Source organism: Pinisolibacter sp. (genome assembly GCF_036782435.1).
GTDB lineage: Bacteria > Pseudomonadota > Alphaproteobacteria > Rhizobiales > Ancalomicrobiaceae > CALBKH01.
Window position 1 is genome coordinate 44064 of record NZ_DAIPZB010000031.1, and the last position, 12436, is coordinate 56499.

Annotated in this window: 8 protein-coding genes; 3 read left to right on the plus strand and 5 right to left on the minus strand. The window is 68.5% G+C overall.

Features of this window, described 5'->3' with window-relative positions; translation table 11 throughout:
* Window position 1 precedes the first annotated feature (1 nt).
* The 3 genes from V7Q42_RS14305 to gyrA all read right to left on the minus strand — a co-directional run bounded on the left by V7Q42_RS14305 (window position 2) and on the right by gyrA (window position 4470).
* Entirely contained in the window at window positions 2–562 is a 561-nt protein-coding gene (locus V7Q42_RS14305) for a peptidylprolyl isomerase (protein ID WP_442958205.1), read from the minus strand.
* A 63-nt stretch (window positions 563–625) separates the two neighbouring features.
* The gene (gene coaD, locus V7Q42_RS14310) at window positions 626–1126 is read right to left on the minus strand and encodes a pantetheine-phosphate adenylyltransferase (RefSeq protein WP_333824767.1); all 501 of its coding nucleotides are present in this window, start codon (window positions 1124–1126) and stop codon (window positions 626–628) included.
* A gap of 629 nt (window positions 1127–1755) precedes the next feature.
* On the minus strand, window positions 1756–4470 hold the full coding sequence (gene gyrA / locus V7Q42_RS14315; protein WP_333824768.1) for a DNA gyrase subunit A: 2715 nt from the start codon (window positions 4468–4470) through the stop codon (window positions 1756–1758).
* Between the two features lie 256 nt (window positions 4471–4726).
* Between gyrA and V7Q42_RS14320 the strand changes: the two genes are divergently transcribed.
* On the plus strand, window positions 4727–5350 hold the full coding sequence (locus V7Q42_RS14320) for a MarC family protein (RefSeq protein ID WP_333824769.1): 624 nt from the start codon (window positions 4727–4729) through the stop codon (window positions 5348–5350).
* A 154-nt stretch (window positions 5351–5504) separates the two neighbouring features.
* Here V7Q42_RS14320 and V7Q42_RS14325 read toward each other — a convergent pair whose 3' ends face one another.
* Window positions 5505–6074: a single-stranded DNA-binding protein gene (locus V7Q42_RS14325; RefSeq protein WP_333824770.1), complete on the minus strand. Its 570-nt coding sequence runs from the start codon at window positions 6072–6074 to the stop codon at window positions 5505–5507.
* A gap of 500 nt (window positions 6075–6574) precedes the next feature.
* Between V7Q42_RS14325 and uvrA the strand changes: the two genes are divergently transcribed.
* On the plus strand, window positions 6575–9451 hold the full coding sequence (gene uvrA / locus V7Q42_RS14330; RefSeq protein ID WP_333824776.1) for an excinuclease ABC subunit UvrA: 2877 nt from the start codon (window positions 6575–6577) through the stop codon (window positions 9449–9451).
* 491 nt (window positions 9452–9942) lie between these two features.
* Here the strand turns inward: uvrA and V7Q42_RS14335 are convergent, their stop codons facing one another.
* Entirely contained in the window at window positions 9943–10659 is a 717-nt protein-coding gene (locus tag V7Q42_RS14335) for a hypothetical protein (protein ID WP_333824771.1), read from the minus strand.
* A gap of 244 nt (window positions 10660–10903) precedes the next feature.
* Between V7Q42_RS14335 and trmFO the strand changes: the two genes are divergently transcribed.
* Complete coding sequence (trmFO, locus tag V7Q42_RS14340) at window positions 10904–12334, plus strand: methylenetetrahydrofolate--tRNA-(uracil(54)-C(5))-methyltransferase (FADH(2)-oxidizing) TrmFO (protein WP_333824772.1); 1431 nt, start codon at window positions 10904–10906, stop codon at window positions 12332–12334.
* Window positions 12335–12436: the final 102 nt, after the last annotated feature.

The following is a 12436-nucleotide window of genomic DNA, read 5'->3' on the forward strand; positions in this document are numbered from 1 at the left end:
GTCACTTGACGTCGGCGGCGACCTGCAGCTTGAGGATCTTGTCGGGATCGACGACCGTGCCGTTGGTCGCCTTGTCGCCCTTCTTGATCATGTCGACGAACTCCATGCCGGACACGACCTCGCCGAAGGCGGTGTACTTGCCGTTCAGGAACGAGCCGTTGGTGAACATGATGAAGAACTGCGAGTTGGCGGAATCGGGGCTCTGAGACCGCGCCATGCCGAGGGTGCCGCGCTCGAACGGCATCGGATTGAACTCCGCCGGCAGGTTCGGCAGGTCCGAGCCGCCGGTGCCGTTGCCGCGCGGATCGCCGGTCTGGGCCATGAAGCCGTCGATCACCCGATGGAACTTGAGCCCGTCGTAGAAGCCCTTGCGCGCCAGCGTCTTCAGCCGCTCGACGTGCTTGGGCGCGATGTCGGGACGCAGGCGGATCACCACCTTGCCGTCCTTCAAGGTCAGGATCAGCGTGTTCTCCGGATCGTTGGCGGCGGGACCCGCGGCGAAGGCCGCCCCGGCGGCGAGGAAAGTGGCGCCGGCGATGGCGGAGAGGAGCGTTCTGCGCAGCAAGGGATCGGTCTCCCGTGGTTGTCGAGGCGTCGCCTCGGGTGAAATCGGACGATCCGGCGATCAGCCGCGATCGGCGAAGCGAGCCTTCAGGCGGGCTGCGACCTTCTCCGGCACGAAGCTCGAGACGTCGCCGCCCATTGCCGCGATCTGCCGGACCAGCGTGGCGGTGATGTGGCGCACCCCCGGCGACGCCGGGAAGAACAGGGTGCGCACCGTCGGCGCCATCGCGCCGTTCATGCCGGCCATCTGCATCTCGTAATCGAGATCGGTGCCGTCGCGCAGGCCCCGCACGATCGCTGCCGCCCCGGCGCGGCGCGCCGCTTCGACCACCAGATCGGAGAAGGCGACGACCTCGACCCGCGACTGGTCGACGCCGAGGTCGGTCACGACCTCGCGGATCATCGCCACGCGCTCGTCGAAGTCGAACAGCGGCTTCTTCGCCGGATGGACGCCGATGGCGACGACGACGCGATCGGCGATGTCGAGCGACTGGGCGAGGACGTCGACATGGCCGTTGGTGACCGGGTCGAAAGAGCCCGAATAGAGCACCGTGCGCGTCATCGCTCCCCCATCCGAACGCCGTTCTCGAATCGCTCGTCGGCGCAGGTGACGCGCCTCCGTCGCGTTCCGCATTAGCGCTCCGCGCCGGCTGCCGCAAGCCGCCCCACCCGACCGCGAACCTCGAACGCCTCGCCACGGCGAATTGTTGCGTCTCGCCGTCGCGACGAAACATCGACGTAACCCGATTTCGCCGCCACGAAAAACCGGCGACATGCCCCAAGGGTAGGTTGCACACGGTTCGAACGGGACACGGCGTCGATCGACCGCCATCGATCGGTGTCGTGGGGAGTTCCGGATCTCTCCCGATCCGGGACTCCCTCTCGCTCGGACTTTCCTCTCGATGCGGCCTCCGGTTCGCATCCGGCGTCGACGCTCCGTCTCCCGAGCGTCGACGCCCTCCGTTTCTTCGCGGGCCGTCGTTCCCCCCGGACGTCCGCAGACCGGTCAGCGGCCCGCCATCCGGCCGCCACCTCGAGAGGGCGAGCCTTCACCGGCCGCCCTCTCCCTTTTTCAGGCGACCCGCGCCGCCTCCCCCGATCGGCCGCGGCCTCGTCCCGACGAAACGCGAAACGCCGACGCGATGGGCGCCGGCGTTTCCGTGTTCTACGTGATCGTGGGCGAAGACGGCCTCAGCCCTCGGCCGCCTCCTCCTCGTCCTCTTCCTCACGGATGCGCTCGACCGAGACGACCTTCTCGCTCTCCGCCGTGTCGAAGACGATGACGCCCTGCGTCGAGCGGCCGGCGAGGCGGATACCGTCGACCGGGCAGCGGATCAGCTGACCGCCGTCGGTGACCAGCATGATCTGGTCGGCGTGCTCGACCGGGAAGGAGGCGACGAGGCGGCCGTTGCGCGGCCCCGTCGACATGGCGACGATGCCTTTACCGCCGCGCCCGGTGATCCGGTACTCGAACGACGACGTGCGCTTGCCGTAGCCGTTCTCCGACACGGTGAGGACGAACTGCTCGGCGCCTCCCATCTCGGCGTAACGCGCCGTGTCGAGCTGGCCGCCCGCGACCTCCTCCTCGGCCTCGCTCCCCGCCTCGGCTTCCGTCTCGCCGCGCATCAGACGCGCCTGCTTGAGATAGAGGGTGCGTTCGTCGGGCTTGGCCTCGAAGTGGTGCAGGATCGCCATCGAGATGACGGTGTCGTCGTCGGCCAGGGTGATACCGCGCACGCCCATCGAGTCGCGGCCCTTGAAGACGCGCACGTCCGGCACCGCGAAGCGGATGCACTGCCCGCCGGCTGTCGTCAGCAACACATCGTCGCCCTCGGTGCAGGTGTCGACGCCGACGATGCCCTCGCCCTCGTCGAGCTTCATGGCGATCTTGCCGTTGCGATTCACCTGGACGAAGTCGGAGAGCTTGTTGCGCCGGACGGTGCCGCGGGTCGTCGCGAACATCACGTCGAGAGCGCCCCAACTCTCCTCGTCCTCCGGCAGCGGCAGGATCGAGGTGATGCGCTCGCCCGGCTCCAGCGGGAACATGTTGACCAACGCCTTGCCGCGCGCCTGCGGCGTCGCCTGCTGCAGACGCCACACCTTGGTCTTGTAGACCTGACCGCGCGACGAGAAGAACAGGATCGGCGCATGAGTCGAGGCGACGAACAGACGGACGACGAAATCCTCGTCCTTGGTCGCCATGCCCGAGCGGCCCTTGCCGCCGCGCCGCTGTGCCCGATACATCGACAACGGCACCCGCTTGATCCAGCCGGCGTGGGTGACGGTGACCACCATGTCCTCGCGGGCGATCAGGTCCTCGTCGTCGACGTCGCCCTCGACGTCGAGGATCTCGGTCTTGCGCGCCGTCGCGAATTCGGCCCGGACCTCCATCAGCTCCGCCTTGACGATGCCGAGGATGCGCTCGCGCGAGGCGAGGATCTCGAGATAGTCGGCGATCTCGGCGGCGAGCTTGTTCAGCTCCTCGGCGATCTCGTCGCGGCCGAGCGCGGTCAGGCGCTGCAGACGCAGATCGAGGATGGCGCGGGCCTGCTCTTCCGACAGGCGATAGGTGCCGTCCTCGGCGACCACGTGGCGCGGATCGGCGATCAGCGCGATCAGCGGCGCCATGTCCTTCGCCGGCCAGTCGCGCTCCATCAACTGGGCACGCGCCGTCGCCGGATCGGGAGCGGCGCGGATCAGGCGGATGACCTCGTCGATGTTGGCGACCGCGATGGCGAGGCCGACCAACACGTGGGCGCGATCGCGCGCCTTGCCGAGCAGGAAGCGCGTGCGCCGGCCGATCACCTCCTCGCGGAAGGCGACGAAGGCGACGAGCATGTCCTTCAGATTCATCAACATCGGCCGGCCGCCGTTGAGGGCGACCATGTTGCAGCCGAAGGTCGATTGCAGCTGGGTGAAGCGATAGAGCTGGTTCAGCACCACGTCGCTCATGGCGTCGCGCTTCAGCTCGATGACGACGCGATAGCCCTCGCGATCGGACTCGTCGCGCACCTCGGCGATGCCCTCGACCTTCTTCTCGCGGACCAGTTCGCCGATGCGCTCGACCATCGACGCCTTGTTCACCTGATACGGGATCTCGGTGATGACGATCGCCTCGCGGCCGCGGATGGTCTCGGTCTTGACCCGCCCGCGCATGGTGATCGAGCCGCGCCCGGTGGCATAGGCCGAACGGATGCCGGAGCGGCCGAGGATGATCGCCCCGGTCGGGAAGTCCGGCCCCGGCACGATCTCGGTCAGGTCCTCGACCGACATCTCCGGCCGTTCGATCAGCGCCACGGTGGCGTCGATCACTTCGCCGAGATTGTGCGGCGGGATGTTGGTCGCCATGCCGACGGCGATGCCGCCGGCGCCGTTGGCGAGCAGATTGGGGAAGCGCGCCGGCAGCACCGAGGGTTCCTTCTCGGTGTTGTCGTAGTTCGCCTGGAAGTCGACGGTGTCCTCGTCGATGTTCTCGAGCAGCTTGTGAGCCGGCTTGGCGAGGCGCACCTCGGTATATCGCATCGCCGCCGCGGCATCGCCGTCGACCGAGCCGAAGTTGCCCTGGCCGTCGACCAGGGTGAGGCGCATCGAGAAGTCCTGCGCCATGCGGACGAGCGCGTCGTAGACCGCCTGATCGCCGTGCGGATGATACTTACCGATGACGTCGCCGACGACGCGGGCCGACTTGCGATAGGCCTTGTTCCAGTCGTAGCCGTTCTCGTGCATCGAGAAGAGGATGCGCCGGTGCACCGGCTTCAGGCCGTCGCGCACGTCGGGAAGCGCGCGGGAGACGATCACACTCATGGCGTAATCGAGATAGCTGCGCTTCATCTCGTCGGCGATGGAGATCGGCTTGATGTCGGAGGGGTGATCCCCGCCGTGGGTCGTGTCGTCGCGGCCGGACAAATGCGGTCTCTCTTTCGCGGATTCGGGCGCCCTCGGGCGATCCGTCTCAATAGACGATTCCGCCCGCGAAAGCCAATCGCGATGCCCTCGCCACGGCGATCAGCGGGTAGATTTTCCGAGGTTTTTCGCGCTGTCGGGCGGTTCGCGCCCGGATCGCGCCGCCTCGTTCCGCGCCGTTCCCCACACCCGCATCGCAGCGCACTGGCATTCCGGCGCGGGAGCGGGCACTGTGGGCGGCGGACACCGCGGGTGAGCCATGCTCGACTATCTTCTGGAAGCCTTCGTCACGCTCTTCGTCACCGTCGACCCGCTCGGGCTGGCGCCGCTGTTCATCGGCCTGACCGCCGGGTTGAGCGCCGCCGACAGGCGCCGGATCGCGGTGCGCGCCACCTCGATCGCCGCGGTGATCCTGCTGTTCTTCGCCTTCGCCGGCGGCAAGCTTCTGTCGCTGATGGGGATCTCGCTCGCCGCCTTCCGCATCGCCGGCGGCCTGCTGCTGTTCTCCACCGCCTTCCAGATGGTGTTCTCGCAGAAGGAGCCGCGCGACAAGTCGGACGCCGATCGCGCCGTCGGCGTCGATCACGTCCGCGACATCGCCGCCTTCCCGCTGGCGATCCCGCTGCTCGCCGGCCCCGGCGCCATCTCCGCCACCATCCTCGCCGCCACCAAGGCGCCGACCTGGATGCATCTCGCCGGCTTCCTCGGCCTCGTCGCCGCGGTGCTGGCGATCAGCCTGATGGTCTTCCTGCTGGCCGATCCGATCGACCGGCGCATCGGCGAAACCGGGCGCGTCGTCATCGGCCGCCTGCTCGGCCTGCTCCTCGCCGCCCTCGCCGTCCAGTTCGTCGCCGACGGCGTCAAGGCGATCATGACCACGTGACACGCGGTACGAACGCCGGCCTCCCGCCCGCCGCGCACGGCGCCGCGGCACCGAGAGGCGCGACGGCCGATGCGGCTCTCACGTCTCGCGGTTTGCCGATCCCTGCGGCCCCGAACGTCTCGAGCCGCCTCTCGTCCGACCGCTCCGTCCCCCCTCAGAACGGGATCTCGTCGTCCATGTCGGCGGACGGCGGCGGATTGTTGAAACCGCCGGAGCGCTGCCCGCCCCCGCCGCCGCCCGAGCGCGCCTGCGACCCGCCGCCACCACCGTAGCCGCCGCGACCGCCGCCGCCGCCCCGGCCGTAGCCGCCACCGAAGTCGTCGCCGCCACCACCGAAGTCGTCGCCACCACCGGCGCCGCCGCGGCCGCCGCCGGGGCTGTCGAGCATGGTCAGCGTCGAGTTGAAGCCCTGCAGCACCACCTCGGTCGAATAGCGCTTCTGGCCCTGCTGGTCCTCCCACTCGCGGGTCTGCAGCGCGCCCTCGATGTAGACCTTCATGCCCTTCTTCAGATACTGCTCGCAGACCTTGGCGAGACCCTCGTTGAAGATCACCACCCGGTGCCACTCGGTCTTCTCGCGCCGTTCGCCGGAGTTGCGGTCGCGCCAGCTCTCGGAGGTGGCGATGCGCAGGTTGACGATCGGCCGGCCGTCCTGGGTCCGGCGGATCTCCGGATCGGCGCCGAGATTGCCGACGAGAATGACCTTGTTCACGCTGCCCGACATGTCGTCCTCCCGACCGCGCCCACCGGCGGGTCCGTCATCCGGCCACCCCACCCGGCGGCCGCCTTCCTGTCTCCCGACGCCCCTACCCCTCGTGGCCGAGAGGCACGGAATCGCCGATCTTCCCACAAGCTCTAGACCCTCCCTCCGTCGGCGGCGACGCGACCGGCGGTCCGAAACGCCGCCGCGAGACGTTCTCCACAGGCTTGTCCACAGCCCCGGCCCGCAACGCTTCCCCGCGCCCACCGCGAAGCTCCTCGAGCTAACATGCCGCCGGCGCGAAGGCGGCCGGGACCGCTTGCCTTTGTTCCTCTTATGTTCTATTCGATGAACCACGACGGCGCAAGCCCGGATTCGGGAGCCCGGCGCGGAACGACGCGAGGCCGAAGCGCACCAGCGCGGCGACCGATCGCGAGGATCGCGGAGACGAAATGACGGACCGGTCGAGCGAGGCGAAGATCTCCGCCTCCGAACGCGAAGCGGCGGCGATCGCCACCCGGCGGCTGTTCGAGCACGCCCAGAAGACGATCTCGATCCGCGGCGCGCGCGAGCACAATCTCAAGAACGTCGACCTCGACCTGCCGCGCGACAGTCTCGTCGTCATGACCGGCCTCTCCGGCTCGGGCAAATCGTCGCTCGCCTTCGACACCATCTACGCCGAGGGCCAGCGCCGCTACGTCGAGAGCCTCTCGGCCTACGCCCGCCAGTTCCTCGAGATGATGCAGAAGCCCGACGTCGACCAGATCGACGGCCTCTCGCCGGCGATCTCGATCGAGCAGAAGACGACGTCGAAGAACCCGCGCTCCACCGTCGGCACGGTGACCGAGATCTACGACTACATGCGCCTGCTCTTCGCCCGCATCGGTGTACCCTATTCGCCGGCGACCGGCCTGCCGATCGAGAGCCAGACCGTCTCCCTGATGGTCGACAAGGTGCTGGCCCTGCCCGAGCGCACCCGCCTCTTCCTGCTCGCCCCCGTGGTGCGCGGCCGAAAGGGCGAATATCGCAAGGAACTCATGGAGTTCCAGAAGAAGGGCTTCCAGCGCGTCAAGGTCGACGGCACCTTCTACGAGATCGCCGACGCCCCGGCGCTCGACAAGAAGCTGAAGCACGACATCGAAGTGGTGGTCGACCGCATCGCCGTCCGCCCCGACCTCGGCACCCGCCTCGCCGATAGTTTCGAGACCGCGCTGAAGCTCGCCGACGGCATCGCCTTCATCGAATACGCCGACGAGACGGAGGCCGACGGCTCGCCGAAGCGCATCGTCTTTTCGGAAAAATTCGCCTGCCCGGTCTCCGGCTTCACCATCGCCGAGATCGAGCCGCGGCTCTTCTCCTTCAACAACCCCTTCGGCGCCTGTCCGACCTGCGGCGGCCTCGGCTCGGAACAGAAGATCGACCCGGAGCTGGTCGTCCCCGATCCGTCGCTGTCGCTGAAGAAGGGCGCCGTCGCGCCCTGGGCGAAGTCGACCTCGCCCTTCTACATGCAGACGCTCGAGGCGCTCGCCGCCCACTACGGCTTCTCGATGACCAAGCCGTGGAAGGACCTTCCGCAGGAGGGGCGCGACGCCATCCTCTACGGCACCGGCCGCACCGCGATCGAATTCGCCTACGACGACGGTCTCCGGCATCACAAGACGCGCAAGACCTTCGAGGGCCTGATCCCGAACTTCGAGCGGCGCTGGCGCGAGACCGAGAGCGAATGGTCGCGCGAGGAGATCGAGCGCTATTTCGCCACCACGCCGTGCCGTGATTGCGCCGGCCATCGCCTCAAGCCCGAGGCGCTGGCGGTGAAGATCGACACCCTCCACATCGGCGAAGTCGCCGAGATGTCGATCCGCAAGGCGCTGCCGTGGTTCAGCGGGCTCCCCGACCGCCTGACGGGAAAGCAGAACGAAATCGCGGTGCGCATCCTCAAGGAGATCCGCGAGCGCTTGCAGTTCCTCGACGACGTCGGCCTCGAATACCTGACGCTCGCCCGTAACTCCGGCACGCTCTCCGGCGGCGAGAGCCAGCGCATCCGCCTGGCGAGCCAGATCGGCTCGGGCCTCACCGGTGTGCTCTACGTCCTCGACGAACCGTCGATCGGCCTGCATCAGCGCGACAACGCCCGCCTCCTCGACACGCTGAAACACCTGCGCGACCTCGGCAACACGGTGATCGTCGTCGAACATGACGAGGACGCCATCCTCACGGCGGATTACGTCGTCGACGTCGGCCCCGGCGCCGGCATCCACGGCGGCCACGTCGTCGCTCGAGGAACTCCCGCCGAGGTCATGGCGAACCCGGATTCGCTCACCGGGAAATATCTCTCCGGCGCCCTCGCCGTGGCGGTGCCGAAGAAGCGCCGGCGCATCGACAAGGGCCGGGCGTTGAAGGTCGTCGGCGCCCGCGGCAACAATCTGAAGTCCGTCACCGCCGAGATCCCGCTCGGCGTCTTCACCTGCGTCACCGGCGTCTCCGGCGGCGGCAAGTCGACCTTCCTGATCGACACGCTGTTCCGCGCCGTGTCGCGCAAGCTCAACAATTCCAAGGAGAATCCGGCGCCGCACGAGCGCATCGAAGGGCTCGAGTTCATCGACAAGGTGATCGACATCGACCAGTCGCCGATCGGCCGCACGCCGCGATCCAACCCCGCGACCTACACCGGCGCCTTCACCCCGATCCGCGAGTGGTTCGCCGGCCTGCCGGAGGCCAAGGCGCGCGGCTACGAGCCGGGCCGCTTCTCCTTCAACGTCAAGGGCGGGCGCTGCGAGGCATGTCAGGGCGACGGCGTCATCAAGATCGAGATGCACTTCCTGCCCGACGTCTACGTCACCTGCGACACCTGCAAGGGCAAACGCTACAATCGCGAGACCCTCGAGGTGCTGTTCAAGGGTCGCTCGATCGCCGACGTGCTCGACATGACGGTGGACGAGGGCGTCGACTTCTTCGCCGCCGTGCCGGCGATCCGCGACAAGCTCGTCACCCTCTCCCAGGTCGGCCTCGGCTACATCCACATCGGCCAACAGGCGACGACGCTGTCCGGCGGCGAGGCGCAGCGCGTCAAACTGTCGAAGGAACTGGCCCGCCGCTCGACCGGCAAGACGCTCTACATCCTCGACGAGCCGACCACCGGCCTGCACTTCCACGACGTCGCCAAACTGCTCGAGGTGCTGCACGAATTGGTCGACCAGGGCAACACCGTGGTGGTGATCGAGCACAATCTCGAGGTGATCAAGACCGCCGATTGGATCCTCGATCTCGGCCCCGAGGGCGGCGACGGCGGCGGCGAGATCGTCGCGGCCGGCCGTCCCGAGGACGTGGTGAAGGAGCCGCGCAGCCACACCGGCCGCTTCCTCGCCGAACTGTTGGCCCGCCGCCCGCAGTCGATCGGCTGATGTCGGCGCCGGGCGACGCCACGCCAGGACCGGCCTCCACGGATCGGTGCCGGCCATGCGTCCGGAGAAGTCTCGTGATCACAGACCGCTTCTTTTTGCATGCTCGACATGCGGTCGAGCTGCTGTGTAGGACAGCGAACTTGTCCTATCTGGAGACATGGAACGGTTCGAACGTTTCGCTGGCCGCGTGATCCCTCCCGACGCGACCGGATCTTGAAACGGACCCGTCGATCGGACCGGGGATACCCTCCCCGATCGGCCGTTCGCCCATCCGCTCTGCGGATGGCGGCTCGGAGCGCGTATCTCCTCCCCCGCGCCCGAGCGACCCGGACGAGCCTCCTCCCGGTTCGTCCCGGTTTTTCGAACGCCCGCCGGCTCCTCCCGCCGGCGGGCGTTTCGATTCACACCAGAGGCGGGAGGTCCCGGACCGAGACCGAATGGCGGCCCGTCGACGGAGCGCCGTAGCGGCGTCGCGCGCTTTCCGCCCGGGTTCAGTCGGTCGGATCGACGTAGGCGAGCGAGAACCACTTCTCCAGCGGCATGATGTCGATGCGATCGCCGCTGTCGCGCATCCAGCTGTCGGCGACCCAGTCGATGTCGGTGGTCTTGTCGGTCATCACCGCCGTGGCGTGGGCATAGAGGAAGGCGCCGCGTGATTCCGGCCGCCGGACGCGGTGATGCCGCAGAAGTCCGTTCCCCTCGAGCCAGGTGAGCAGCGTCGTGGTGTTGGTCGCCTCGTCGATGCAGTCGGTCTGCCCCGGCTTGTGGGCGTCCTTCAATTCGGAGCCGCGATGGTCGGGCGGCGCGCCGATGACGCTGTCCGCCTTCTTCTCCCACCACTGATCGGCGAGATTGATCGCCACGCGCTCGTCCGCCGGCGACGCCTTGTGCCCGTCGAAGATCTTCTTCAGATGGGCGATGTCCGCCTCACCGAACGGAATGGTCGTCTTGAACTCGCAGCCGAAGCCGTGACAGTAGGGCAGATGGTCGCTCGCCGGCAGGGCGATGCCGCGCTCCCGCGCCCAACTCTTGGCCTCGTCCGAAATGCCGCTGCGCACATCGTCCCGACCGCCCCCGCGCACCGAGCCGGTCGCGATCGGATCGACCTCGGAGGTCAGCGCCACCTTGGGCTTCTCCTCCTTGCCGTCGGACTTACACCCGGCGAGCCCGAAGCCGGCCACCAGGATCGCCAGGAATGCCGCGCGCATGGATACCTCTCGGACTGGAGCGAATCGGTCGATCACGGCTTCCCATTAAATAGCTTCTCCACAGTCGTTCCACAGGCAATATCTGCCCAGTGGCGGCGGAAAACCGCCGCGGTTCGCGCCTCGCCCGTGGGGCGGCGAGACGGCCGCACGGACCGATCCGCGCCGCCGTCCACGGCCGCGGTCGGCGCGGGCGGACGCGAAAATCCGCTTCGCTCCCGCGCCCGCGGATGCTAACCGGAGCGGCATGATCGACACCTCCAAGTCCCCCTCGCCCGTCCACGTCGTCGGCGGCGGCCTCGCCGGCTCGGAAGCCGCCTGGGCGCTCGCCGGCCGCGGCGTCCCCGTCGTCCTCCACGAGATGCGCCCGGTGCGTGGCACCGAAGCGCACCGGACCGATCGGCTGGGCGAACTCGTCTGCTCCAACTCGCTGCGCTCCGACGACGCCGAGACCAACGCGGTCGGCGTCCTCCATGCCGAGTTGCGAGCCTGCGGCTCGATCGTCATGGCCGCCGCCGACGCCCATCAGGTGCCGGCCGGCGGCGCGCTCGCCGTCGATCGCGAGGCCTTCGCCGCCGCGATCACCGAGGCGCTCGAGCGCCATCCGCTGATCGAGATCCGCCGCGAGGAGATCGCCGGCCTGCCCGACGCCGCCTGGGACAGCGTCGTCGTCGCCACCGGCCCCCTCACCTCGCCGGCGCTCGCCGCGGCCGTCGCCGCCCTCACCGGCGAGAAGGAGCTGGCCTTCTTCGACGCCATCGCCCCGATCGTCCATTTCGACAGTATCGACATGGGCAAGGCGTGGATGCAGTCGCGCTACGACAAGGCCGGCCCCGGCGGCACCGGCGCCGACTACCTCAACTGCCCGATGAACCGCGAGGAATACGAAGCCTTCGTCGACGCGCTCATCACCGGCGACAAGGTCTCCTTCAAGGACTGGGAGGCGACGACGCCCTATTTCGACGGTTGCCTGCCGGTCGAGGTGATGGCCGAGCGCGGCCGCGAGACGCTCCGCCACGGCCCGATGAAGCCGGTCGGCCTCACCGACCCGCGCAACCCGACGGTCAAGCCCCACGCCATCGTCCAACTGCGCCAGGACAACGCCTTCGGCACGCTGTGGAACCTCGTCGGCTTCCAGACCAAGCTGAAGCACGGCGAGCAGGTTCGGGTGTTCCGCATGATCCCCGGGCTCGAGAACGCCGAGTTCGCCCGGCTCGGCGGCCTCCACCGCAACACCTACCTGAACTCGCCGAAGCTGCTCGATGCGTCTCTGCGGCTGAAGTCCGAGCCGCGGCTGCGCTTCGCCGGCCAGATCACCGGCTGCGAGGGTTATGTCGAGAGCGCCGCCATCGGCCATCTCGCCGGGCGCTTCGCCGCCGCCGACCGTCTCGGCCGCGCCCCCCTGCCGCCGCCGACGACGACCGCCATGGGCGCGCTGCTCGGCCACATCACCGGCGGCCACCTCGCCGAGAGCGGCGAGGAAGCCGCCGGCGGCCGGCCGCGCGCCTTCCAGCCGATGAACGTCAACTTCGGCCTCTTTCCGCCGATCGAGGCGCCGAAGACCAAGGACGGCCGCCGCCTGCGCGGCTCCGAGAAGACGGTGGAAAAGAAGCGCGCCATGGCCGCCCGCGCCCGCGCCGATCTCGCCGCCTGGAACGCCGCCGAAGCGCAGACGTGACGCGATCGCCGACCGCGGCGGACCCGGCGGCGTTCGGCGGCGCCGTTTCATACCAGCCGGATGAATTTCTGACTCGTGGGGGATTTTCACGAAGGCGCGAAG

Excerpts from the sequence above, each read along its gene's own strand:
- coaD (WP_333824767.1), bottom strand. The coding sequence starts at position 1,126 with ATGACGCGCACGGTGCTCTATTCGGGCTCTTTCGACCCGGTCACCAAC.
- V7Q42_RS14320 (WP_333824769.1), top strand. The coding sequence starts at position 4,727 with ATGCTCGACTATCTTCTGGAAGCCTTCGTCACGCTCTTCGTCACCGTC.
- V7Q42_RS14325 (WP_333824770.1), bottom strand. The coding sequence starts at position 6,074 with ATGTCGGGCAGCGTGAACAAGGTCATTCTCGTCGGCAATCTCGGCGCC.
- V7Q42_RS14335 (WP_333824771.1), bottom strand. The coding sequence starts at position 10,659 with ATGCGCGCGGCATTCCTGGCGATCCTGGTGGCCGGCTTCGGGCTCGCC.
- trmFO (WP_333824772.1), top strand. The coding sequence starts at position 10,904 with ATGATCGACACCTCCAAGTCCCCCTCGCCCGTCCACGTCGTCGGCGGC.